The following is a 26,163-nucleotide window of genomic DNA, read 5'->3' as shown; positions in this document are numbered from 1 at the left end:
TTGTTGACAATGCAGTCTTGATTACTGTCGTAGATTGCCTATCATTGTTAATTCGTACCCTAGAGCCACTCTAGGGTATTTTTATATTTGAACTGCTTATAATTTGTACTCGGTTATGTAGCAATATAACGAGAACTCTTTATCCGTTGTCTATCTCAGAATGTACCCAGCGAGAAAACGCTTGGAACTTCGCTCTGGTTTCCATTCCTTTAGGGCAAACCAAATCGTAGCCTTTTCCTGATTCAATATGTGGAAATGGCGCGACTAACTTACCCGCTTGAATTAAAGGCAGCGCAAATTCTAATCGAGCAAGAAACACACCGAGTGATAATTCCGCTGCTTCCATCGCCAGTCTGTTATCACTATAGAAATCACATCGCTTTTCGCAGTCGATGCCTACACTTATCTCATCTAACCAATACTGCCACGCACTTGTATCCCCTCTATGGATAAAATTAACGTCTGATAGAGTATTGATTCCATTGTTAAGACAATGCTCCTCGGCGTAGTCAGCACTGCACACAGGTGTTCTCTTTCCAGAAAATAAACGCTCACTGTAGTGATTTGGGTATTCTCCTTTACTATAAAAAATAGCTACATCGTATGGCTCAAATTCAAAATCAGATTGGTTTTGTTTGGTTTGCAGCTTGATGCTTAAGTGTGGGTATTGCTGACGAAGTGAGGGGAGTCTCGGGATCAGCCAAGCAGAGGCGAAATAAGGTGATGTGGCTATATGTAAGCTACCAGTCAGCTCTCCGGTTTGAATGTCAGAGAGGGTGGAAAATATGGACTCAAATGATGAGTTTAAAACACTCAGAACTCTTTGCCCCTCTGGGGTGAGCTCTAGCTTTCGGGTCTTTCGAATAAACAGATTGAATTGAAGCTGTATTTCCAGTTTTTTTATTCTCTGACTGACTCCGCTTTGAGTAATAAAGAGCTCCTCTGCTGCTTGGGTAAAACTCAAGTGGCGCGCTGCAACGCTAAAAGTATGAAGAAGAGAAAGCTGTTGTTGTTGATTGGTCACTAAGTTCATGCATTACTCTAGTTAATTTATATTGAAGTTTTGTTCGTTTGTCAGAAGCTTTTAGCTATTATAGAGTAATTTTTGTAATGGGTCATGGGCGAAGTGTTAAATTTTACTCAATCAACAAACGCAAAGTTGTTGTGTGAGATGTTTAAAATAGACGTCGGGTCTTATAGATACGTTACAAGAATTGATTATTTATAAATTGGACAAGATACGATGAAACTTATATTAAACGCTGATGATTTCGGTCTGACGGAATCTGTAAACTTGGGTATCGCTGATTGTTTTCGCGCCGGGACCGTAAAATCGACCACCATAATGATGAACCAACCTGGTGTATCTCACGCGTCACAACTCTATCAGCGTGGTCTTATTCATGAAGTTGGACTGCATTTTACAGTGACATCAGGTAAATCAATATCGTCCCCTAAATTAATTCCAACACTGGTTGACGAGAATGGTCATTTTTTTGATAGAAAGGCCCTGTTTAATAAATCTGATGTGTCTTCTGATGAAGTCTTTAGAGAGTGTATGGCGCAATATCAAGCGGCTTTAGACGCGGGATTTAATATTAATCATATCGATAGCCACCATTTTGCTGGTGCCTACCGTCCTCTTAAGATAGGTTTCACGCAGGCAGCGAATGAAATAGGTCTTCCAGTTAGGCGTATTGATAGCTTTATACAGGGTCAAAGTTTACTGTCGGTTCCTACCCCAGATGCGTTTGATATGGGCTTTCATGCTGAAGGTGTCAATATTGAATACCTCAAAGCAGTATTGCTGGCTTATCAAGACAGCATGCCTAACAGTACGATTGAATTAATGTGCCACCCAGCAAGGACGCTAACTGAAGAGCTAGAGGAAATCTCTAGCTATGCTCATGCTCGTGTTGAAGAGTGGAAGATTTTAACCAGCGATGAGTTTTCTCTCTGGCTAAGAAAAAATGGTATTGAATGCGTTGGTTTCGATGCGCTTCATGCTTAAGTCCGCGAGGTAATCTTCGTAGCGACAAGATAAACCATCTGCCTTGTTAGGTCGTTAAAACAGTTCCTTTCGGTTCAATAAGTCAACACAATAATAAAGGGTGACATTGTGGTAAATCCTACCGTACTTTCCCAAGTTAATATCTATCCAGTCAAATCCATTGGCGGGCTTTCTCTCTCTTCTTCATGGGTCGAAAAGCAAGGCCTTGTTTTTGATCGTCGCTTTATGTTGGCGTTAACTGGTGATGATGTCTCCGCCTCGGCTAAATACCCAACCATGGTGACGGCGCGCCAGTATCCAAATATGGTGAAGGTGAGTTCTAGTCTAATGCCAACCGGTGTCATTTTTTCTTACCCTGGGCTGGCGGCACTAAAATTACACTACTCTACCTTCAAAATGCAGGCGACAGATGCCAGTGTTTGGAGGGACAGCTTTTCAGCCTACACAACAACCGATGAAGCGAATGACTGGTTTAGCCAAGTAATTGGGAAGCGAGTTGAGTTACTGTTTACTGGCGAGCAATCTAAGCGTGTGAAAGAAAATCTTGGTCATAATGTGAGCTTTGCCGACGGATTTCCTGTTTTGCTTATTAGCTCTGGCTCATTAGCGGAGCTAAATAGACGCAGCAGCGAAGTTCACACCATGGAACAGTTTCGTACCAACCTGGTGGTGCAATCAGACGAACCTTTTATCGAAGACTCATGGAAGCGTATCAAAATAGGTGATGTCGAATTTGAAATTGTAGAGCCGTGTGAGCGGTGCATTTTAACGACACTTGATCTGGAAAATGGAGAGTTTAGGAACAGTAAAGAGCCATTGACGACCTTTTCGCGCTTTAGAGCCAACGAGCAAGGCAAAATATTTTTCGGGCAAAACCTTGTAGCGAAAAACGAAGGTGTTGTCTCCATCAATGATGCTATCGAAGTACTTGAGTATAAATCCAAGGAGTTTTATGAAGATCTCGATGCCAAAAAACAAGAGTTGATTTGCGTTGAAAGAGAATCAGTGGCAAGAAGTTTCGAGACATTTTGGTTTGAGCCCAAAAGCGGCATGGTGCCTGAGTATAAAGCGGGGCAACATCTTCCTATTGAGCTCATGATTAATGGCAAACTGACCAAACGAATGTATACGCTGTCATCTAGCCCCTCTCGGCCAGAACGTTTGTCGATTTCAGTGAAACGAGTCCATGGTGGTGAAGTTTCCAACTGGTTGTTCAACCACTTACAAGTTGGCCATACCATTATTGCGGATCAACCCAAAGGCACTTTTCATATTACTAAAGAATCGAATGAGCCGCTGTTGCTGCTTTCTGCCGGTAGCGGTGTGACGCCCATGATCGCTATGCTTCGGTATTTGACAGACCAACGAGACACGCGTGATATTGCGTTTTATCATCAATGTTTGACGAAAGCGGATATTCCATTCATGGAAGAGCTCCTTATGCTAGAAAAACAACACGCCAATGTCACTGTGACTCTAGCCCTTAGCGAGCCATCAACTGATTGGCTAGGCGAAAAGGGGCATTTTAGTCGTACTCATTTAAATCAAATTTCAGAGTTTCACAAACGTCAAGTTTTTGTATGTGGTCCTAGTGGTTTCATGGAGAGTGTAAAGCGCTTGATGATAGAGAGTGGGCTGCCCGAAGAACAGTACCATCAAGAGACATTTGGCGTTGCAAGAGTGGCGGACGGGAGCGAGAAAAGGGTTCAAATCAACCTTGATGGTGTCGTGTTTGAAGGAAGCAACCAGCGCACCGTTCTGGAGCAAGCTGAAGCAGCAGGGCTTTCTATTTCGAATAACTGCAGAGCTGGTTTCTGCGGCGCCTGCAAAGTCACTGTGAAATCAGGAGAGGTTTACCAGCCCGATGCCCCAGGAATTGAAGACAGTGATAAGGCGAAAGGAATGGCCCTAGCTTGCTGCGCGATACCTAAGACAAATGTAAATATTGTTAGCTAGTATGTAGGTTTTATGATGATTGAGGCCACTATCAAACTTTGATAGTGGCCTCAATATCGTTAATCTAACTAAAAACAATGACACCTAAAATATCTGATTTACTCTTATTTTAGGTAGAATGTAAGGCGTTTTTATCTAGATAAAAATGATCGCTCCTTTCCTAATGCTCTTATCTAAGTAGCTAGCTCGAGTCACAGGAGCACCCCGTTACTGATAAAATCAGTAGGGCGACGATTAAAGGTGAGCGATAAATCGAATGACTCGAACTTGGATGTTAATTCTAGTAACTTGGGCAAAATTGCTTAACTTCGCTACGATAACCAAGTGACAAACTTCTATAAGCTGACTTTGTATTTACAATTAGTTCCTATAGGGACTTTTTGATTTTAACTTTAAGGACTTAATAATTGAGATTTAATCGGTTATGATGCAGACATTAAAAAGATGATTCACATTGACTACTTTTAATTAAGGCAAACATAATGAACAACTTAAATAGATTTAAAGGTAAGGTTGCATTTATCCAAGGCGGCAGTCGCGGTATTGGTGCTGCGATTGTTGAGAGATTGGCTTTAGAGGGCGCGTCTGTTGCTTTTACGTTTGTGTCATCCCAGGGTAAAGCAAAAGACCTTGCTGATAGCTTAATTTCAAAAGGTGGTAAAGTTATCGCGATAAAAGCGGATAGCACGAAGCCGGAAGATATCAGAAATGCAATCAGTGAAACCATCAAGCAACTTGGTAAGATTGATGTTGTCGTAAACAATTCAGGTACGCTTATCTGGGATAATATAGAAAATTTGACGATGGATGATTGGGACAAGACCATCAATACTAACGTACGAAGTGTATTTGTAGCTATTCATGAAGCCTCGAAGCATATGAATAATCATGGCAGAATAATTAATATCAGTAGTACTAATGCTCAGCGTATTCCTTTTGCTGGCGGTTCTATATATGGAATGAGCAAGTCTGCACTAACCGGATTGGCCAAAGGTCTCTCTCGCGATCTCGGCCCTAGAGGTATTACGGTCAACAACATTTTACCTGGTCCGGTCGATACTGACTTAAACCCAGACAATGGCGATACTTCAGAGCCTGTAAAAGCTATCGGTGCACTTGGTCGTTATGGTCAAGTGGAGGAGATTGCTAGCTTAGTAGCATTCGTCGCTAGCTCAGAAGCGGGTTACATCACTGGTGCTGATTTGATGATCGACGGTGGCTTTTCCGCTTAATAAAAATATGTGGTCGAGTAACTCGTTACTATCAGTCTAACTTCATGTAATCATCAATACGTGATGAGTAAATATAAGTATGATGATTGGCCTATTTCATAGGTCAGTCATTTAGAAGCTATTGGTTTTAATCTGCTCCAGTAGGAGAGACCCCCGCATTAACCGATACCTTACTTTAGAGTTTTTCGAGGATGGTGGTGGCTCTTTGTCCAGTTTCTAGTTCTTCTGCCCATTCGATTAGCTGCCGTTTGAGCTTGGCAGCATCTGCTGCTAGCTCCTCGCTCTTGCTGATTAGTTTAGAGTCTTCCTTCGAATTCTTTCACCAAGCGTCGATTTGATATTCATGTAAATAAAGCTGTCTTGTTGCCACAGCCCTTCTCACTTTCTCTGCTAGTTTTGTTGCATCTCCTTTTAATTTAAGGATTCTAGTTTCCTTAGACGTCGTTGTTTAAGTCGTTAGTGATCACTTAATTCAGTGTCTAGGAATATTGGTGTAGACCTCCCAGGTTACTCTAACTTTTTATAGTCGAACGATGGCCGTTATAGACCACTACAGTGATGTTAAGTATGGTATTAAAGGTGTTAGAGTTTCTCTGAACGTTCTTTATTACTCTAAGTCTATGATACGACAGCGTATGGAGAGTGTGCTTACGGCTGCCGCAGAAGATAAGCTTCGAATAAAATCGAGTGCTTTTGTTAAATCTTGAGTTTCAATTTTTAATTTATTATCAATTCGACCATCGTTAGTCATGTCTGTGTTTACGACACTTGGGCATAAACAACAAACTTTTACACCAAATGGGAGAAGCTCATGATAGAGCGACTCGCTATAACTGACAATGGCCGCTTTTGAAGCTGCATAAGCGGCTATTTTGGGGACTGGCGTCAAACCTGCAGTGGAACCGATGTTATATATTTCTCCAAACCTTTGTTTTTTCATTTGTTCTGCAACGATATTACAAGCAGTGATGGTAGACAGTAGGTTTACATTCATTAATTCAGAAAGTTTGACTAAAGGTAGTTTAGTGTTGCCTGCTGCCAAAATACCAGCGCTATTGACCATGACCTCAATGTTTTTATTTTTTTTGATGATTGATGTGATTGTTGCTTCTACCTCGGACGGGACGTTGAAATCGATAGGCACTACTTCTACGTTGCACGATGGAAAGAGTGTGTTTATTTCTACTTTTGCCTGTTCAAGATTCAGCTTATTCAAGGACATTAAAATTAAAGAGTATCCTTCCTGAGCGAAATAGTGAGAAATTTTTTTCCCGATACCGCGGCTAGATCCTGTAATTATGGCAACTTTAGTCATGGTGAGCTCCTAATTTAACGTATGAGACGTTGTTGAAGTAACGTATCTAAGATTTTCTTGAATACGAACATATCTCATAAAAAATAGATAGTAGTGCAAATTTTTGCATATAATAAACAGTTGGAGGTTATGTGTCACATTCTTAATGACTTGAGAGGGTAATGGTTGTTACTTATAAGTATGTAGAGGGACAGTCTTAAACCAATCTATTATTTCCGACTTAGTCATATGCTTGGTTTGTTCAATCACTACTTTTGTGAGGTGTGGTGCAAGCTTTTCGATAAAATCATACATGTATGTCTGCAAATACACGTTTTTACCAAAACAAAGCCATGCGTAACAATCGGGAAAAAATCCTTCTAATGAGCGTACGGTAAAAGAATCATCTATTGAGTGGGCAGCAACTGACGCTATGATACCAATACCGACCCCTTTACTGACATATTCTTTTATTACCTCTACATCCATTGCTGTGACAATATAATCTGGGGTTAGGCCTAGTTGAGAAAACGTATTGTCTATAGCGATTCGCCCTGTTGATTTTAATTCATAGCTAATGAGTTTTTCTTTTGCTATTTGTTCAAGGGTTAATGTGTGTGTCTTTGATAGTGGATGTTCAGAAGGGATAATTAAGCTCAATGACCACTTGTAAACTGGGAGTACCGTTAGGCCTGTCATCTCTTCAATATCCTGAGCCACAATCGCAATATCACCGGGTCCAGCCGGCAAGGAATTATTAAGATGACTTGGTTCGATTGTCGACATGTGCAGAGACACATTTGGGTAGCTTGTCAGTAAGTAACGGACGCTTTTAGGTAGTATGAAATTTGCAATGGCGTTAGTTGTAAAGATATTGAGTTTCCCTTTTTTTGGGGATGTAACTTCGGATGAAATAGCCTTGATTCTATCCTCAATCTCTAAGATTTTAATGGCTTCGTTTAGGATTTCCTTACCGACATTTGTAGGACCAGATAAGTGTTTACCTTGTCGATCAAAAATTTTCACGCCCAGTTCATCCTCTAAAAGTGAAACTTGTTTACTGATACCGGGCTGAGACGTATATAGCTGATGTGATGTAAGAGATATGTTATACCCATTTTTTTTTATTTCATTAATGTAACGAAGTTGCTGTAGTTTCATTTTCTGCTCCTTGTTATATATGGTTTTATAGCGTGAACTCTAGCTGAAGGGGTGTATTAATTAAAAAATAGGTATTAGGCGCAACGCCACTGTAAGTTTTTTTAAAAGTAAAATTAAGTTAAAAAATAAAAGTGTCTTTTTATAAATCATTCACTTAATTTAAAGTTAAAACCAGGAAAAATATTCAACTTTAAGGCGTCACCTTTTTCAGTCATCATTAATCATTTTTTCTTGTTAGTTGGAAGTGTAACTTCTGTTCTAGATAATCTATTGTGAGCTCTGATTACTTTGTATAATGTAAAAGATATTTCTATTGTTTGATATTTTTTAAACATTTTTCATGATGTTAAGTCATCTCGCTACGTAATAAAATTGGGAGCTGAATTGTAATGGTATATACCGTTTTCTTTGAGGAATGTGTCATATTTCCTCCCATTTGGCAAGGCGGTTTTTATGTAAAATTAAAATACTATCTAATTTTTTTGTACCACTTCTCTACCAGGGTACTTCAGTTTAAAATATAACAAATCAATATAAAACAGGTGCTTAGGTTGGGTGTACTTGTCTGACTTTGTTATTAATGATTAAGTCCTGCGGGGACTGTGTGTTTATTTCTATGTGGTCTTAATTGACGGTTAGATTTGAACTATGATGCCTGCTCTTTAAACAATTCTTTGAAATAAAAGATAAATGGTAGTAAGGGTACTAGTAATGATTTTATGGGAGTGAGAATGAAAGTGGTAACCGAAAAAATATCTAGACAAATTTGTAATGAAAATTTTTCTTATAACTCTGTGTTGATATTTTAAACTGGTTTTAATAAAAATTGCTAATTTAAATAAGGTATTAAAAAATATAAGCCAGGTTGGTTTTTTATTTGCAATGCATTGCGTGAATGGTTTATATACCTATAGATTTAATGGGTGAGAATCAGTCAGTCACTCATTTATTAATTTAATTAAGATGAATTGGCATGCGTGGACTATTTAGATTTTCTAAGTGGCACTTATTTTTAATGTTTTAGTTCGTTCGATTGATAACGATCCAATAAAACAATAAATTAAAAAACTAGTATTTTCTTGAACGCAGCGCCGTAAAAAAGGCCATATTAATCATGACGTGTTTCTATTTTTCATTAAAGTGCCACATTAAAACCTTGCCAGCAGAAACCAAAGGTATTATAGCATCTATTCTTTGTTCATTTTTGTTTGCATTCATACCTGTATATGTCCAGTTTCAACCACCACTGCCCCCAAGTGAGATTACAGGGGGGGAAAGCCATTGGTTAGCAGTGCAGCGTATACTGTGGAGTACAATGTTACTCTGCTTATTATTATTTATCTCCAAAAGAACTCACCTACTACTGCAAGCTTTAAAGGTGTGGAAAATGTGGCCCAAATACTGTGTTTCAGCACTTTTGGTTGCACCGCAATACTGGTTGTTTGTTTGGGCGCCTGTGAATGGAGAGACTTTGTCTCTTGCATTAGGCTATTTTACGATGCCAATCGTAATGGTTTTAATTGGTCGATTGGTATATCGAGAAACGTTGTCTTTTTATCAAAAGCTAGCGTGTTATCTCGCACTGTCGGGTACGCTTTATACGTATGCTTTATCCGACGGAATCTCTTGGGTGGTACTAGTGATAGCTTTGGGTTACCCAGCTTATTTTATGCACCGAAAAACAATACCATTAGCTACCGATATTGGATTGGCTGTAGATCACCTATTCCTTATGCCATTGGCTTTGTTCGGTTTTTTCTTGCTCTATCCATTAGACTTTTCTTTATCTCTTTCTGTCGGTAATTATGCATATTATGCTGGCTTAGGTATCGTATCTGTAATACCTATGCTTTGCTATCTGTACGCTTACTCTAAATTGTCAGTTTCTGTCTTTGGGTTGCTTGGTTACGTTGAGCCTGCTTTTATTTTTGTTGTTGGGTTATTGATTGGTGACGCTATTACAGTACAAGAAATACCAACTTATTTGTTGATTACGTTATCACTGTTCGCACTCGTATTAGATGGGATTAAAAGGTTTAGGTAAACTAGATTAGTAAAATTTGGGTACGAGTTAATAAGATCTATACCCGTGATCATTGAAGATGCTTGATTTTAGCCAAAATGAGGATCATGCTAGGTGACATGAAAATAACTCTATCCAATGAACAAAAGCTTACGCTGATTAACCAACATGATACAACTCGTGATGATCGAGTTCGCGACCGTATCAAAGCTGTTATTCATGCCAGTAACGGGTGGAGTCCTGAAGAAATTGCCGATGCACTACTTATCCATGAAACAACGGTTAGACAGCATCTCAAAGATTACTCGCTATCGAACAAGCTCAAGCCTGAAAACGGTGGCTCAAAAAACTACCTATCTCAGCAGCAAACCCAAAGTTTAATCACACACCTAACCGTGCACATCTATCATCATACGCGTGAGATTGTTGCTCATGTTTTCACAGTTTATCGAGTGCAATATAGTGTTGCAGGGATGAACAAGTGGCTTCACCAAAATGGTTTCAGCTACAAGATGCCCAAAGGCGTACCTCATAAATTCGATGAAACCAAACAGAAAGCTTTTATTGAGGCTTATGAAGCGCTCAAAGCAAGCTGTAGTAAAGATGAATCGATTTTATTCATTGATGCCGTCCATCCTACTCAAGCAACCAAAATATCACATGGTTGGATACGAACAGGGCATGATAAAGCCGTTGAAACAACGGGAAGTCGAAGTCGTCTCAACCTCATTGGTGCTTTGAATCTTAACGACATTGGCGGCACTATTATTAATGATTACGAGACCATAAACAGTGAAAGCATCGTTCGATTTTTCTGCCAAATTAGAGAACGTTATCCATTGGAACACAAGCTCCACATTATCTTAGATGGTGCGGGGTACCATCGTAGTGATTTAGTCAGAAATGCTGCTTTTGTCTTGAATATTAAGCTTCACTACCTTCCACCTTATAGTCCAAATCTAAATCCAATCGAGCGGCTTTGGAAGGTGATGAACGAATATTCAAGGAACAACGTTTATTTAAAAACTAAACGGGAATTCAGAGAAGCAATCGAGAATTTTGCACCGTGACTCTTCCAGAGATTGCAAGCTCTTTGACGTCTCGAATAAATGATAATTTTCAGGTGTTCAAGCCAGCATCTTCAAGTTGATTGGGTATAGTACCTGGTTACTCAACGACTAACCGAAGCTGTTTGATGATTGGTTTCATAATAAAAATTCGAAATAGGTGAACTAATTGATATCAAACAATAATATTTGAATTAGTGGCTGGTTTATTATCTATTTAACTTATTTAAGGGAATATATGAGATTAGATAAGGGGGCTCTAGGTTTAAACCGATTCGAAAAATTAGGAGAGAACTTAGAGGTGTCTTGCTGTCCTTATGGATTTTTCCGTCGCTTACAAATTAGCACTTTTTATCATATTGATGATAGGGTTTTTCTATTTCAGTCAATGGTTAGATTTTAGTTTGGTATTCATTGCGACCGTATTAGTCCAGTATCAGAAATGTTTAATACCGCCATAGAAGCACTATGTGACTTTGTTGAATTAAATCAAAATATTAAAATAGGTCGAATCAAAGATGTTTCTTCTGCCGCAGTAGGTGTAAGTATATTTGTATCGTTTATAATAATCGAAGTATGTCGAGTTTTTTCTAGAGTTGTTTGATTGACATGGGCAATAACGTTTCACTCGATAGATTTTTAATTTTCAGAATTTACATTATCGCGGTTGAGTGTTTAAGAATAATAATGTGCATGATAACAAGAATAGGTTCTTGCCTGACCGCCGATAACGGTAGTGAGTTTGCGAACCACAAAGAGATAGCAACAGCATTAGACGCTGAATTTAACTTTGCTCATCTATGCGGTTCATTGGAGCGTGGATCCAATGAAAATACAAATGGACTCCTTTGTCAGTATGTTCCGAAAGGGAAAAACATAAGAGAAGTTGGCGATGATGTTATCTTGTTTGCTATAGCGAGGATTAACTATAGGCCGGAGAAGTGTTTGGGTTTTAAGCAACTTGCGGTTATATTCAAAGAAATTTGCATGGCTGCTTAAATGGCGAAGTGTCGCACTTAGGACTTGAATACGGGCTATTATTTTTGTCATAAAAACTAATGCCCTAATTCATGTAGCCCCCTAACTACTAAAATCAGATTTCTGCTAAGGGGGTATTTACACTTGTCGGTACAAAAAGCTCAAATATTTGTTGTTCCACCCTGCTTATCGGTGGAGGAACGTTCGTACTAAGAGAAAGTAACATCGATACATATTGAAAGATAGTAAATAGCTTTTCGTTATTTCTACAGCTATAGACGATTAACAACTTATCACTATCACTATCTATTGAACGTCATTCTTCTGATTGTCGAAAGCGAAATCTAATAACTTTCTTATGTAAGGCGCACCTACTTTAGAGCCGCCATTACCATTTTCAATTACGACCGTTGCGATATACTGTGGGTACTCGTACGGTGCAAATGCAGTATATAGCGCTTGGTCATGTAAGCTCCTCGCAAGTTTTTTAGAGTTATAAACCTGGCCTTTCGCAAGATTGAAGACTTGTGCAGTTCCGGATTTACCACCACTTATATATTCTACATGCTTGAAAGCATTTCTAGCGCTACCACGGCTACCATGGTTTACCAGACGCATTGCGTTAAGTGGAATATCCCAAACTTTATTTGACACTTCCTTCATGACTCTTATCGGTGCCTGTACAATTATCTTTTGTGTACTAAAACTTTCTCCATGGTTTAACGTTGCTTTAAGTAAATGTGGAGCTGTAACCTGGCCACGATTAACCAAGATGGATGTAGCTTTCGCAAGCTGAAGAGGAGTGGAGGTCCAGTAACCTTGACCAATTCCTACTGGAATAGTGTCTCCTTGATACCATGGGATACGATAACGATCCAGTTTCCATTCTCGAGTCGGGAGGTTAGCGGTACTTTCTTCATAAAGGTCGATTCCTGTCGGTTCACCAAAACCAAACCGTTTCATCCAAGAAGATATTCGGTCTATACCTAAATCAAATGCTGTTTGGTAAAAGAATGAATTGACTGATTCTTCTATAGCTTCGGTAACGTTTACTGGACCGTGCCCCCACCTGTTCCAGTCTCGCCACACTTTCGAGTTTGGTGCAGATCCCGGGATTTTCCATTTACCATGATTATCGCGAATCGTGTTGTTAGAAATTACACGTTCTTGCAAACCAGCGATGGCCATAAAAGGTTTTATTGTTGAAGCTGGAGGGTAAACGCCTAATGTAGCTCGGTTAATCAATGGACGGGCAGGGTCATCTAATAATTTTTGGTAGTTTTTATTAGATATCCCATCGACAAAAAGATTTGGGTCATAGCTAGGAGCTGATGCCATCGCTAATACGCTGTTGTCTTTTGAGTCTAGTAGGATGGCACTACCTGTATGCGGAGCTAGTTGATGAAATAAGTAATTTTGTAGTTCCAAGTCGATGTTTAGAACGATATCTTTACCTGGTAATGCCGGTATGTATTTAATTGTTCTAACGATGCGGCCTTGGCTCGTGACTTCTACTTCTCTGTACCCTTTTTTACCGTGAAGTAAATGTTCATAATATAGTTCGACACCAAGTTTCCCAATCACTTTAGTTGCTTGATAGTTAGCCACTACACCTTTTTTATCCAGTTTTATCAATTCGTTATTGTTAATCCTTCCCACATAACCTAACACATGAGTAAGGACTTCACCATGAGGATAAAAGCGTTTTTTTCTGGCTTCGATAGATAAACCGGGAAATTGATATTTACGAACCGAAAACTTCGCGACCTCTGTTTCATTCATGTTTTCTAAGAGCGTCACCGATTCAAAGGAACGTTTGTTGTTTAAGCGGTGTTTGAAGTTATTGATTTTTTTTGTATCTAGGACTATGAATTTGCTAAGCCTTTGTAGCATCAATTCTACATCAACTGTTTGCTCTGGAATCAATGTCAAAGTATATGTGATCTTATTTTCGGCAAGTAAAGAACCGTTTCGATCATATATTAATCCACGTGTAGGAGCAATAGGAAGTAATTTTATTCTGTTACCATCAGCTAATGCTTTATAACGTTCAAAATTTATCACTTGGAGCCTGTATAAATTCCCAATTAAGATTAAAGTGAGAAAGATTATTCCAGAATATACAACAATTATTCTGGTCCTGAAAATACTAATTTCTCTTTTATGATCACGAAGCTTTATTTTTTTTATTATTCATATCAAACTCGACCTTCTATATATTAGAGGCTTTTATATTATGTATGAAACATGTAATTTTTCATTGGTTTGAAGTTATGTTTTATTTTATAGGATGCACTCGTTTATATAGATTGAATTTAAACTTAGTTTTTAGAAGCCTGATATTATTACCAGGCTTTTTTTTTGGAAATAGAACGAGGAATGATTTAGGAGTTATTTCGTATTGGGTGTTCAGTTAAACCTGCCGTTGGATCATTGAAACGAGCTTCGTCTAATGCTCCTTCAGATTTTGCGACAATAATTGTTACTGCGCTGTCGCCTGTAATATTTACCGCTGTACGAATCATATCCAGAAGGCGGTCAACGCCCATAATTAGCGCTATTCCTTCTAAAGGTAAACCTACTTGATTTAATACCATTGCTAACATGACCAACCCAACACCAGGAACGCCGGCTGTACCAATAGATGCTAGTGTAGCAGTCATGATTACCATTAGATAATCGCCCATTGTTAAATCAATATTAAACGCTTGAGCTATAAATGCAGTAGCAACGCCCTGCATTATTGCAGTACCGTCCATATTTACAGTTGCACCTAAAGGTATTGTAAAGGAAGATACTCGGTTTGCTACGCCCATGCGGTGTTTTGCAGTTTCCATTGTTACCGGAATAGTGGCATTAGATGATGCTGTCGAAAAAGCAAACATGATCGCATCTTCCATTTTTCGCAGAAACAAAACAGGATTCAAACCTGTAAAGCCTTTTAACATTAAGCCATACGTTACAAGACCATGTAAAATTAAGGTTCCGGCTAGAACTAAAAAGTATTCAGCAAGATTGAGTATTGCGCCAATACCCAAGCCACTGAACAGTTTTGCCATCAAGAAAAATACACCATATGGCGCTAGATTCATCAGTAAAGCAACCAACTTCATTATTACTTCATTTAAGTTGGAAAATAATTCAGCAATTTGTTTGCCAGGTTGGCCTGAAATGCTAATGGCTATGCCAAACAGGACTGCAAATACGATAACTTGCAGTGTATTACCCTCAGCCATGGCGCTTATTGGGTTAGTTGGAAACATGTCGATGATCACTTGGCCTAAAGACGGCGCTTCTACCGATTTAAATGAACTAGCAGCTGTGAGATCGGCACCGGATCCCGGTTCAAACAATACGCCCATTGTAAGTGCGAGTGTAATCGCGATAGCAGTTGTTGCTACATAGAAAACTAAGGTTTTCCCTCCCATTCTTCCTAATGTAGATATGTCTTTTAAGGAACTAGTACCACAAACGAGTGAAACAAATACTAGTGGTACAACTAACATTTTTAAACTAGCAACGAAGATTTGCCCCCCGACTTCGAATAGTCCATTTACAATATAGGAATCAATAAACTCGTTATAGGAAAAAAATGTGCGAATTATAAATCCTGTCAAGACGCCTATAACCATCCCTGATATTACACGGCCGGTTAAAGACATCTGCTTGTTAGTTTTCATGAAGATACTCCATTATGTTGAAATCATTTAAAAATGGTTGAGAATACAGTAGGTGGAAATACATGCTCAGTTGTGGACTTGGTGAGAACCACTACTAAAAATTTTAACAAATAAACTATAAAATCAGGTATTTACTTTCAGTTAATATTAAGATTATCAATTTATAAAAATAATGATGTTAAATCTTTTCCCCTGCTATTTTTCTTGTTTAGAAAAATTTCAGTTAAACTATATTTTTGATGTCGGGAAATATTGATTTTATCAATTTATCTATATTTATATTTATATGTTTATGTAAGTTATAAAAGTCCATGTTAAGCTAACCCGGTTTTATCTGGTTTTCAATACTTTGATTGAGTCTCGGTGGGACTTTGTGTTTATACTATAATTATGAAATAATTTATAATTATCTTGGAATATAAATGGTACATTTAAAATTATTTTTTATGTCAATTTAATAATAGGCATTTAAATTTTTGATATTAAAAGAAAGGATTGATATGGTTGATGTGTTATTGCATCCTATTAATTTAGGTTCAATTGTTTTAAAAAATCGTATCGTTATGCCACCTGTAGCATTTTCTGAAGCCACTAAATCCGGAAACTTCGTTAACGATATGATGGCAACATATTATTCTCGACGTTCATCTGCGGGATTGAGAATCGCTGTGGGAAATCTGTTTTATCCGAAAGAACAAGAGTATTCGTTGCCTTCTGCTCTCGATACTCAAGAACAGATTATGGAATGGAAAAAAATCACTGATTCAGTTCACAAAAGTGGTGGCGTGATTTTCGCTCAATTATGGTACGGTGGTCACCCCGAAAATATCGATGGTGGACAATCTATTACTTCTTCCGTAGTCAAAAAAGATAGTGTTAAGGTTTTTGTTGATACTAAAAATCGTAATCAGGAGTTTGTCGGGGCAGCAATACCAAAAGAAACTACAAACAGTATTTTCGACATCGCTGAAAAGTATCGACAAGTTGCTTTGACTGCTATGACGTCTGGCTTTGATGGTGTCGAACTACATGTAGAAAATGGCTATTTCGCTCATCAATTCATAGAATCAGAGGGCAATACCTTCGTTTATGAGTATGAAGGTTTTACAGAGAATCGCCTGCTTTTTTGAATGTGGTTGTTGATACTCTTATTAGTGCTATAGGAAAAGACCGTGTAGGGGGTCGCTTGGCTCCATTTGCACCTCTAAACGGAGCTGTCGATAAAAATACAGCAAAAACTTATATATCAGCAGTTAAATCTCTCAATAAATCGCGAGTTGTCTATATTCATATAGATGAATTTGATTCGGGTGATGACCCAGCAATCCCTATAGAGTTTAAAATAGCTATTCGAGATTTATATAAAGGAATAATAATTTCTACTGGTCGATATCATTCCGAACAGGCCAGAATAGCAATAGAGTCTGATTTAACTGATATGGTAGGGTTCGGTCCACTGTTTATGCCCCCCCTCCAACTTACTGAATAGAATTAAGAATAATTAGAAATTTTGTAAATATAACTCTAAACTTTATTCACAATTGGTAGAATAGGATTGGTTGATTATTTTTTATTTTATTAAATTGATATTTATTAGCATCTTACGGTACATATGACAACTAATGATGATTTGATTTTATGTTAAAATGGTTTTTATATGGAAACTACTATGGATTATATTAAGGAAACGTTATTATGGATATACTTAAAAAGATAGAAAATTATAAGCTTGAAGAAATTAAGGTCGCGAAATTAACGCGTCCAGAAAAAGAGGTTAGGGAAATAGCTCTTGACCAGCCACCAACGCGTGGGTTCGTCAAAGCATTAATGAACAAAGAACAACAAGGAAAGTTTGGTCTAATTGCAGAAATAAAAAAAGCCAGTCCGTCTAAAGGGTTGATTCGGTCAGATTTTAATCCGGCAACATTAGCAGATGGTTACGAAGTAGGTGGTGCTGCTTGCTTATCAGTTCTGACGGACACGCCAAGTTTTCAAGGCTCTTTAGATTATTTGGCTCATGCGCGCCAAGCCTGCAAGTTACCTGTGTTGCGAAAAGATTTTATATTTGATTATTATCAGATATATGAATCTAGAGCTTGGGGAAGCGATTGTATATTGTTAATAATGTCCGTTTTGAGTGACTCGCAAGTTAAAGATTTCGAAGGTTTGGCTATTGAACTTGGGATGGACGTACTAATTGAAGTTCACAATCAAGAAGAAATGGAGCGAGCATTATTGTTAGAGTCTCCTCTGTTAGGGATAAACAACCGTAACCTCAGAACTTTTGAGGTGAACCTCAACGTTAGTGAGCATTTGTCAAAAATGACGCCCAAAAATAAATTGTTAGTTAGTGAAAGTGGTATTTTTACTAATGACGATTGCCTGAGACTAAGAAAATCAGGTTTTAATAGTTTTCTAGTGGGGGAGAGCTTAATGCGGAAAGATGACGTAGCACATGCAGTTAAAGAGTTAATTGAAGGTATCTAAAGAATTATTGTTGCTCTATGAGAAGTCGATTATTATTTGTACAAAGTATGATTTCTAAAGATTATTTTAAACAAACGTATAACGATAGCATCAGTTTTTTGTTGGCTTTTAAAACCACCGTCTATGCCGGTGGTTCTTACTTTTAGAGGAAATAACCACCATAAGTGCAGATGTGGGAGGCATGGCCCGATCAAAGGAGAGTGGCATTCTTTTGATCGAAACTTTATTTTCTAAGCTTACCTAATTAATTACTTTACGATTCATAATTTATCTCACTATCGTTGGTTATCATGTTTGGATTGCTTTTAGTGCAGTCTCGATTGCTAGGCTCACAATGGACGATAATCTTGTTCAGCAAGCCACCGAAAAACTTTGATAATGTAGCTGCTATTTCTCTTCAGCTTGACTAGATCAGCGACTTACCGTTATCTATAAACCAGCCTTGCTGTTAACGCTTTGTGCCACTTCTCTGGTTAGAATAGGAACCTTATTACTTGGTGGAGTGTTTTCGATGTTGTCAAAATGGTTGTTTATGGCTTTGCAAGTTAATATTTCAAACGTTCATTTTTTATGTATCAAGTTTTGAACTCTAATTAGGTCTTGTTAGGACTAAGAGAATTGTATTTCTTTAAGTTCTATCAAAGAAGTTAATAGGTTATTGTAAGTACAACTATGATAATTTTTTTAGAGGTGCATTCATCATAATGAATGACTTGGTCTTTTTTTATCAACCTAAGGTAGCTGCTAAGAAGGACGGTACTTTCTCCATATACGGCTATGAGGCTTTGTTACGCTGTAAAAAAAATGGGGTTTATAATGTTCCCCTTGATATACTTGAAAAGTGTAAAGATAACTATGAGTTTGATATATTCATTATTAGGTTGTTAAGAGATAGCCTAAAAAAAGAGAGTTGTTTCTCAAATAAAAACATCAGTGTAAATGTACACCCTTCCTTTTTTGAATTTTTTAAAATTTCAGAAAACAAAATTTTTGATGGTTTTAATTGTGCTAGTTTGGATCTTGAATTATTAGAGAGCTCAAGAGTAAACGATTTTTCTAAAGTAAATAAAGTTATGAATTTCCTGACCTCAGAATTTCCCTTTATAAGGTTAGCTCTTGATGATTTTGGAAGAGATTATACATCCTTAGAAAGAATAATTAATATTGAGAATATTAATGTAATTAAGTTGGATAGATTTTTAACCAATGATATTTTAAAATGTGAAAAAAAAAGAAAAGTTTTAAAGTGGCTTGTCGAGTTTACGCATAAAGAGTTAAATATTGAAACAGTTGCTGAAGGGATCGAAGATGAAAAAGTCCTAAAATTTTTATTAGATTTGGGTGTGGTTAATTTCCAAGGTTTTGTCTTTGGGAAGCCAATGCCTATTAATGAAATAAATAATTTTAATCTTTCATTAAGAAATGTTTGACTTTTTTATATGAAATTTTTAATTAGTGGGATCTTTTTGGAACGTTTATTATTAGGAAATAATGGCTAGTGTTATGAAGCATTTAAGTCGTAAAGAGTATAATTTGGCAATCTTTTACGTTGGTGAACTGATAGAGTCAGCTTACGTACTTTTTCTTTCGAAGAAGTATGTATCTAGTTCTATTATTCTAAGTTCAGTATTTGACGAGATATCGAAGATTAAAAAATGGCAAATTGAAATATACGGAGGTTCAAGTGTAGAAGAGCAACGTATAAACTTAGTTAAGAGCACCAAAAAACATGATACTTTGCTCGGTCTTAACTCTAGTGTGGCTAAAAGATTAGCATTAATTATTAGTGATAATAGTGTGAAAGACATTTTTCATAGATACGCATTAGGGGTAAATTTTGATAAGGAAATATTAACTCTTAATAGAGATAAGGATGGGTTAAATTCACCTTTGGATAAATTTGATATTATATTTACTGCTGAGTATTTTATTACAGTAATTAGTGTGTTTAGTAACGAGTTTTGGGGGGTTACATCCGAGTCATCAGTTATTTGTGACTCAATTGATAGTTTGTATAAAGAGGTTGAATTATGGTTAAAAAGCGCTAGAGATAACGGATAATTTGACATTTTATTTTATGGGGTTAATTTTGGGAAGTGGACAATATTTTTGTAATGCCACCAATTTTGATTTAGGGACTGTTATTATATCAAATGGTATAAATGGTTTGTTAGATAGAAATATAGGGGCAAACTTGTGGGTAATTTTTCAACGTCATCGAAATGCTGATTGGGGGCTAATTGATACAAATAGTAAGATCGAAAACGACCTTTCGACACATCGGGGCGGCGTGATCATGTCAAAATACAATTTTTGTAACGATATAATATCAGTAGTGACTAACCAAGATAGTATGGAAACTACAGTCTCTTTGTTTTCTGAGATTAGAGAACTACACGAAAATCTGAATAATTAATGATTGAAAATATAAATTAATCACGATAAAAATATGAAAATAAAGCTAAAGCCTTACTTACTCAAGTATATGGGATTATTATTACTCATTCCACTAATCTCTTTAGCTAAATAATATTTAGGCGAGACTATGATTGTAACTGCCAATGCAGGTCCAAGTGTTGATATTAATAAGGCTCCTGCCATAATGTCGGTGATTGATGTTCAAGAATAAAGGAAATACCATTTAATACTGTTACTTCTTAAGCTTAATTGACGGCTTTGATCTTTCCCAGTTCCAATTGGAGAAGAGAAAATAGATTGGGCGCGAGTTCAGACTTCTATGTCAAGATAGAGGGAGGCATAAAAGTATAGCTATCGTTATATTAATAAATAGCAATGCTCGAATGAAGTGAACTTTATTTATCAAGAGCATGACTATACCACCAAGCTCTTATCAGCACAGAAAACCATTTATTAAATTGTCACACGTAAAAATTGAGGCCTGAATGTGGGGCTCTAAATTACTGTATTGAAAAATCCTGTTTAATATTAAAAAATGATCGCAGCTTCTCTATCAAACGACAGCTAATAAGATTTTAAGAGATAATAGTTATGGATACTATTGGGAGCCCACTTTATTTGGGTTACCAGTAAGTGGGCTTGATAGAGAAATATATAACGTTGTACAACTATTCTTACTAAAAATGAGTGGTTTATTCGTCTAATGAAGCATTGAAAATATTTGGGTGAGAGCTCGCTAAAGCCACGAGTTCATCTATGATGACTCTAATTTTTGGTAAAATATAAGGTGTCTTAAGCCAAATTACACTTATTGGTGAACTTTCACCTGAGATATTTTCCAATACCGGGGATAAATGTCCTTTCTCAATATGCTCTTGAACTAGCCAGACAGGTAATTGCGCTAAACCCGTGCCAGATAAAGCTGACTGTAAGATACCTTCGCAATCGGCTATTTCATGGCGGGCATCAATATGAAACGATTCATTCATACCTTTTTTATTCTTTAATAACCAACTATGCCTTTGTCCTATAGGCCAACCGACGATGCAATCGTGTTGGGCGAGATCCTCTTTTTTGGTAATACGCTCTCGAGTAGCTAAATAAGAGGGTGAAGCGCATATCACCCTTTTTTGCTCCCCAATTTTACGCGCAACAATATCGCCTGAGTTTTCTAAGTGGCCAACTCGAATCGCAAGATCAATCCCGTCGCTGACTAAATCAGTAGGACGGTCATTAAAGGTGATTGATAAATCTAATTGCTCGAACTTGGACGTTAATTCTAGCAACTTGGGCAAAATTGCTCTTCTACCGAGAACAGCTGGTAAGTCGAGACGAACACGTCCAGAAGGCAGTAATTGTTGGTTGTTTAATCGCTTTTCAGCTTCCTCTAAAATCGTCATTGCCTTAAGGCAATCTGCAAAATAAGAATCTCCATCATTGGTTAATGCGATGCGTCGAGTCGTTCTATGCAGTAGTTTTGTACCCAGTTGCTTCTCTAGTCGAAGAACGCTTTTACTTAAGGCTGAGCCTGTCATACCGAGAGCTTGGGCCGCAAGCGTAAAACTACCTAGTTGAGCTACTGTAATAAAGTGGCGAATTTCAATAATATGGCTTTTCATTATACCATTAATTCCCATGTTGACTTTGTATTTATAATTATACGGACTTAATTGGTGTCTGTGAATTATTTAATTTACTCATGTCGGTTTAGGATGAAAATCAGTTATCTTTCTTACACAAATAACAACAATATAAATAGCTTCATTCGATTCTGACTTTTTGGAGTGATGAAGAGGTGATAATCAGGTGGGCGCGAAGTAAACCGAATAAGCGCTGGAGATCACGTCGGTACAGTGATTTGGCCATCACGACAACGCTTTTAGTGAAACGAGTGTTTTCTATGCCACTGAGATCTCTGCAAGGATTTATCGAACAAAGCAAGTTGAGGTCTCATTTAAGACTAAAACGAGAGGAGCGATACCAACACCTAACCATTGATGCAACTGGCCTTAAGGTTTATGGCGAAGACGAATGGAAAGTCAAAAACACGGGATGGATGGCAAGCGTAGAGTTTAGCGAAAGCTTCATATTGTAGTCTAGACAAACACTCATGAAATTATTGCAGCTAAGCTAAGTTTATCGACGGTTACAGATGGAGAAGCACTCCCGAACTTACTTAAACAAACACACCGAAGCATCCTTGAGGTGTCTGGTGATGGCACTTACTACACGACAGCTTGTCACGCTGCGATTAAGATTAAGAGAGCCGTATTGGTTCTATGACCCCTATGTAGCTCTGTGGCAAAGTTGTTGATTTAAATCATTAGGTCGATCTATTGGGTCTTCATTGGACTAAGTGTTGTGATTTTTATTGTCTTAATCGAGGTGCGTGAATAAGCTATTATTTAGCTGAGTTATTACTGGTTGTTTCTATTATTCGTAACGAAAAGATATTAGAAATTAATTTTTAACCGTTAACAAAGAGGTAATTTATTTCTATGGACGACTCCTTTAGGTGCCGTTGTATTCAATCGTCTTCTTTTATTGAGAGGGCAAGACAATGTTAGAACTCTTTCTACAACCCGAAATCTGGGTAGTATTTACAACCTTACTGATTCTTGAAATCGTTTTGGGTGTCGATAATGTTGTCTTCATTTCTGTTCTGTGTGAGCGACTTCCCGTAGAGCAGCGTAAAACCGCACGTAATTTGGGGATCGGTTTAGCCGTTTTAACCAGAATAGGTTTGGTCTTTTCTATTTCTTGGGTGATGTCTCTTACTCACCCTTTGTTGAGTTTAGCCGATTTAACGTTCACCGGACGAGATATAATTATGATTATGGGCGGTGGATTCTTGTTGGTTAAAAGTGGTAAAGAACTTTGGTCATGGTTGAAGCATACACCATCGTCTTACTCAACTCGTGCCAAGGCTGGACTGGCTGTAGTACTCCTTCAGATCGTAGCGGTAGATGCCGTTTTTTCAATGGATTCAGTTATAACCGCTGTTGGTTTAACGTCTGAAATACCTGTTATGGTAGCTGCTATTTTGACTTCCGCTGTTTTTATGATTTTGACCGCGGAAAAAATAAACAATTTGGTTGTGCGTTATCCCGGGTTTAAGACACTGGCTTTATTGTTTTTGGTTCTCTTAGGCGGATTGTTGATGGCCGAAGGGTTAGCAATTCATATTAATAAAGGTTATGTATACTTTGCTATGGTGTTTGGTCTTGCGCTTGAATTATGTCATATACAAATAAAAAACAAACAAAAGAGAACGTTAATTATCCATCGCATTAAAGTACTTAAGTCTAAAGCGAATCAGATGACGTTATAATAATATAATTTTCTGCATTGACGAGGTTATCAAGTAGAAGTGGAATTGACTACGACTCATTCCACTTAACTGATTGAACTTATTTTTGGTGGGGTGTTCAATAGACTTAGGTTCTAATTTAGGCCGGTTTTTCTTTGTTTACTGGAGACAACCCATTATTTATTTAATATGGCAGTTGTCGGTGCAGTAACTTATAGGTAGTAATCAAAGTCTCTTTTTACCATAATTTGTGTTCGGTGTTCTTGGTATCCACTTGGTCTTCTAGCTTCTATACCCGATTTAGATAATAAGTGCGACATTCATGAAAAGGTGTAGAAGAGGCAGCCAACTGCTGAAAATGGTATGCTCTTCTCGCCAAAGAAACAAGAAGTACTACCATGAGTTTCTGTCCTGTTAATGCTATGCTATTTGACGTGTGGACGCATATTGAACATTGCGCTCAAGCCTTAAGGCATAATAAAATGGTGTGCGGAATTATTTTCCCACGTTAGTTTCGTTTGCTTAAGTTATTGTCCTTTGGACTAGCGTTCAAACAGTTTTGGTTTTTCAGAGGAAGTTGTTTCCCATTTTCTTTACGTACATTAAATGTGTTTGCGGGCATAGATTAGTAGTTGCCATATGGCAGAACCATCCTAAGCTCGCTTATATAGTTGCTTAATTTACCTGCAGACGTTGTTGGGTCACTCCAGCTATTCTCTATGTTTTGGCCTCTTTAAAATAGAGAGTGCTCCCGAAAGTTAACTAGAGTTATTAAATTTCAACCACCTCATTTACGTTATTCTATCGCTGCTATGCGCTTGCGTTATATACTCACTCCACCAGCGCATGAGCACTTTCCTTTTTTCGAAAAAGTCAAATCTGTTATAACTTGCTCTTGTCGTATTTTTGTCCATGTGTGATAGGCAAGCCTCAATATGAAGCGTATCGTACCCTTGTTCATGTAACGCGGTAGAAGCTATGGACCTCAATCCATGTGCTACAAGTTCATCTTTGAACCCTAAACTACGCTTCAAAGCTGCATTGGCCGTATAGATACTTATATGACTGTTTGGGTCTCGTTCTCCCGGGAAGATGAACTCCTTATTTTCACTTTGAATTCTAATGTATTTAAGAATATCTATTGCTTGTTCGGTTAGAGGTACTTTGTGTTCACGCCTACGCTTCATTTCTTCAGCAGGTATAGTCCAGCAATTATTTTTAAGATCAATATCCTTCCAGCGCGCTCTGGCCGCCTCTTTTGGGCGAGCGATGGTATGTAACTGCCACAGTAGAAGTAGTTTGGTTTTATCTTGGATGTTTTCGTTCTGTGACAAGCGAGACAGAAATTCGCCTAAAAGCTCTGGGCGTATAGTGGGCATGTTTTCAACTTGGTGTTTCTCAAACGAATGGATCATTTTTGTTAGGGGATTAGCTGCTATGACGTCGCTTGCGACAGCGTATTCCATTATTTGATTTAGACTTTGGCAAATTCTTTTAATAGTTGATAGTTTACCGTCGGTTTCCAATGGTCTCAGTGTTTCAATAGCATAACGTCGACTGATCTCACTTATGGGAAGTGCGCCTAAATGGTCGAATACGTATTTCTCCAATGTTCTCCAGGTTCGTTCTGCATGAAAGGGGCTAACAGATTTACGTTTTCTTTCAAACCACATCGTTGCAACAGCAAGAAAGTTATCGTTGTGCTTACGCAGCTCTTCAATTCTCTTATCTTCTTTAAGGCGCTTAGGGTCTAAACCTTCCGCAATTTGTTTCCGATACTCTGCTGCTTCTAATTTGGCGGCTGCCAGTCGTAAAGAAGGATAGGTTCCCATCGAAATTTTGGTTACTTTTCGCGTTACAGGGTGACGATATTTAAACTGCCAGGCTTTCGTTCCAGTTCCTGCACTAGAGCGTTTAGGTCGAATACGGAGCTGTAAGCCCTCTTCAACAGTGTAGGTATATTCCTTGTCTTTGATAACGAGCGCTTTTATTGATGTATCTGTAATCCGTTTAGCCATAATCATAATCACATAGATGAGAAAATAGAGACCATTGTATAGCAAACTAGTCTGGTGGGGTACCGGGTGGGGTACCAAAATGTTGAATTGGAGTGGGATTTACTGGAATGTCCTGGGATGGTTTCTCTATTTAAATGATTGATTTTGTGTTGATTTTGGTATTTATTGGTTGTTCTTGGAATTTTAATTCAGTTGACCCGGAAACCATTGAATAGACATAGAGATAAACCTTGATAAATATATTTGCTGCACATTGTAAGGGTTCGATAGGGCGTGTAAAGCGCTATATCGCCTAGAAGAACTACAGAAAAAGACATTTGCGCAAAGATTCTTGGGAGTTCAATTGAAATTGACTATTAAGTTACAATTTAGAACGCAGTACTTATGCGGCTAAGTCTTTGATTCAACTGCTAACAACTTGAAATGAGTTAGTGAGACAACGCGTTATCTGAGTCTCCTATTCAGAGATAAATAATGCGAGTATTTGCTTGGTTTGCCTCAAAGGCAAATCGAATATTACTAGGGGAA

The 26,163-nt window shown here is 37.8% G+C and carries 16 protein-coding genes and 4 pseudogenes; 13 read left to right on the top strand and 7 right to left on the bottom strand.

Features of this window, described 5'->3' with window-relative positions; genetic code table 11:
* Nucleotides 1–139: 139 nt before the first annotated feature.
* Nucleotides 140–1,033, bottom strand: a complete 894-nt coding sequence (locus tag LMH68_RS21455) for a LysR substrate-binding domain-containing protein (RefSeq protein ID WP_086714191.1) — start codon at nucleotides 1,031–1,033, stop codon at nucleotides 140–142.
* A gap of 210 nt (nucleotides 1,034–1,243) precedes the next feature.
* Here LMH68_RS21455 and LMH68_RS21450 point away from each other — a divergent pair, with 210 nt between their 5' ends.
* The 3 genes from LMH68_RS21450 (at nucleotide 1,244) to LMH68_RS21440 (ending at nucleotide 5,199) form a co-directional block, all read left to right on the top strand.
* On the top strand, nucleotides 1,244–2,011 hold the full coding sequence (locus LMH68_RS21450) for a carbohydrate deacetylase (RefSeq protein WP_086714192.1): 768 nt from the start codon (nucleotides 1,244–1,246) through the stop codon (nucleotides 2,009–2,011).
* Nucleotides 2,012–2,119: 108 nt separating this feature from the next.
* Nucleotides 2,120–3,967, top strand: a complete 1,848-nt coding sequence (locus tag LMH68_RS21445) for a hybrid-cluster NAD(P)-dependent oxidoreductase (RefSeq protein ID WP_102333506.1) — start codon at nucleotides 2,120–2,122, stop codon at nucleotides 3,965–3,967.
* A gap of 482 nt (nucleotides 3,968–4,449) precedes the next feature.
* Nucleotides 4,450–5,199: a 3-oxoacyl-ACP reductase family protein gene (locus LMH68_RS21440; RefSeq protein ID WP_086714194.1), complete on the top strand. Its 750-nt coding sequence runs from the start codon at nucleotides 4,450–4,452 to the stop codon at nucleotides 5,197–5,199.
* Between the two features lie 607 nt (nucleotides 5,200–5,806).
* On the opposite strand, the gene LMH68_RS21435 is transcribed toward LMH68_RS21440, so the two are convergent.
* Together LMH68_RS21435 and LMH68_RS21430 are read right to left on the bottom strand one after the other, a co-directional pair.
* On the bottom strand, nucleotides 5,807–6,514 hold the full coding sequence (locus LMH68_RS21435) for an SDR family NAD(P)-dependent oxidoreductase (protein ID WP_086714195.1): 708 nt from the start codon (nucleotides 6,512–6,514) through the stop codon (nucleotides 5,807–5,809).
* 168 nt (nucleotides 6,515–6,682) lie between these two features.
* Complete coding sequence (locus LMH68_RS21430; RefSeq protein WP_086714196.1) at nucleotides 6,683–7,654, bottom strand: LysR substrate-binding domain-containing protein; 972 nt, start codon at nucleotides 7,652–7,654, stop codon at nucleotides 6,683–6,685.
* 1,114 nt (nucleotides 7,655–8,768) lie between these two features.
* On the opposite strand from LMH68_RS21430, the gene rarD reads away from it, so the two are divergent.
* The 4 genes and pseudogenes from rarD to LMH68_RS21410 all read left to right on the top strand — a co-directional run.
* On the top strand, nucleotides 8,769–9,698 hold the full coding sequence (gene rarD / locus LMH68_RS21425) for an EamA family transporter RarD (protein ID WP_086714197.1): 930 nt from the start codon (nucleotides 8,769–8,771) through the stop codon (nucleotides 9,696–9,698).
* 98 nt (nucleotides 9,699–9,796) lie between these two features.
* Nucleotides 9,797–10,827 (top strand): annotated as a pseudogene (locus LMH68_RS21420) (IS630 family transposase).
* A gap of 359 nt (nucleotides 10,828–11,186) precedes the next feature.
* Nucleotides 11,187–11,348 carry a diacylglycerol kinase gene (locus LMH68_RS21415; RefSeq protein WP_102333505.1) on the top strand — a complete coding sequence of 54 codons (162 nt, stop codon included), beginning with the start codon at nucleotides 11,187–11,189 and terminating at the stop codon, nucleotides 11,346–11,348.
* Between the two features lie 113 nt (nucleotides 11,349–11,461).
* Nucleotides 11,462–11,743, top strand: a pseudogene (locus LMH68_RS21410) (IS30 family transposase); the annotation flags it as partial.
* A gap of 285 nt (nucleotides 11,744–12,028) precedes the next feature.
* On the opposite strand, the gene mrdA reads toward LMH68_RS21410, so the two are convergent.
* Nucleotides 12,029–13,915: a penicillin-binding protein 2 gene (gene mrdA, locus LMH68_RS21405; protein WP_102333503.1), complete on the bottom strand. Its 1,887-nt coding sequence runs from the start codon at nucleotides 13,913–13,915 to the stop codon at nucleotides 12,029–12,031.
* A gap of 191 nt (nucleotides 13,916–14,106) precedes the next feature.
* The gene (locus tag LMH68_RS21400; RefSeq protein WP_086714200.1) at nucleotides 14,107–15,402 is read right to left on the bottom strand and encodes a dicarboxylate/amino acid:cation symporter; all 1,296 of its coding nucleotides are present in this window, start codon (nucleotides 15,400–15,402) and stop codon (nucleotides 14,107–14,109) included.
* A gap of 500 nt (nucleotides 15,403–15,902) precedes the next feature.
* Here LMH68_RS21400 and LMH68_RS21395 point away from each other — a divergent pair.
* The 4 genes and pseudogenes from LMH68_RS21395 (at nucleotide 15,903) to LMH68_RS21380 (ending at nucleotide 19,950) form a co-directional block, all read left to right on the top strand.
* Nucleotides 15,903–16,891: pseudogene (locus LMH68_RS21395) on the top strand (alkene reductase).
* A gap of 206 nt (nucleotides 16,892–17,097) precedes the next feature.
* Nucleotides 17,098–17,889: an indole-3-glycerol phosphate synthase TrpC gene (gene trpC, locus LMH68_RS21390; protein ID WP_086714121.1), complete on the top strand. Its 792-nt coding sequence runs from the start codon at nucleotides 17,098–17,100 to the stop codon at nucleotides 17,887–17,889.
* A gap of 704 nt (nucleotides 17,890–18,593) precedes the next feature.
* Complete coding sequence (locus LMH68_RS21385; protein ID WP_086714120.1) at nucleotides 18,594–19,319, top strand: EAL domain-containing protein; 726 nt, start codon at nucleotides 18,594–18,596, stop codon at nucleotides 19,317–19,319.
* A gap of 61 nt (nucleotides 19,320–19,380) precedes the next feature.
* On the top strand, nucleotides 19,381–19,950 hold the full coding sequence (locus LMH68_RS21380; RefSeq protein ID WP_413755887.1) for an AbiV family abortive infection protein: 570 nt from the start codon (nucleotides 19,381–19,383) through the stop codon (nucleotides 19,948–19,950).
* A 1,049-nt stretch (nucleotides 19,951–20,999) separates the two neighbouring features.
* Here the strand turns inward: LMH68_RS21380 and LMH68_RS21375 are convergent.
* Nucleotides 21,000–21,926: a LysR family transcriptional regulator gene (locus tag LMH68_RS21375; protein WP_228761174.1), complete on the bottom strand. Its 927-nt coding sequence runs from the start codon at nucleotides 21,924–21,926 to the stop codon at nucleotides 21,000–21,002.
* A gap of 152 nt (nucleotides 21,927–22,078) precedes the next feature.
* Here LMH68_RS21375 and LMH68_RS21370 point away from each other — a divergent pair.
* Nucleotides 22,079–22,587 (top strand): annotated as a pseudogene (locus LMH68_RS21370) (transposase); the annotation flags it as partial.
* 280 nt (nucleotides 22,588–22,867) lie between these two features.
* Nucleotides 22,868–23,638 (top strand): TerC family protein, encoded by a 771-nt coding sequence (locus LMH68_RS21365; RefSeq protein ID WP_086714118.1) that lies wholly within the window; start codon nucleotides 22,868–22,870, stop codon nucleotides 23,636–23,638.
* Nucleotides 23,639–24,408: 770 nt separating this feature from the next.
* Here the strand turns inward: LMH68_RS21365 and LMH68_RS21360 are convergent.
* Complete coding sequence (locus LMH68_RS21360; RefSeq protein ID WP_413755884.1) at nucleotides 24,409–25,635, bottom strand: tyrosine-type recombinase/integrase; 1,227 nt, start codon at nucleotides 25,633–25,635, stop codon at nucleotides 24,409–24,411.
* Nucleotides 25,636–26,163: the final 528 nt, after the last annotated feature.

It is taken from the genome of Vibrio sp. F13, from assembly GCF_020806305.2.
GTDB lineage: Bacteria > Pseudomonadota > Gammaproteobacteria > Enterobacterales > Vibrionaceae > Vibrio > Vibrio crassostreae_C.
This window is presented reverse-complemented; position numbering and strand designations above follow the sequence as displayed.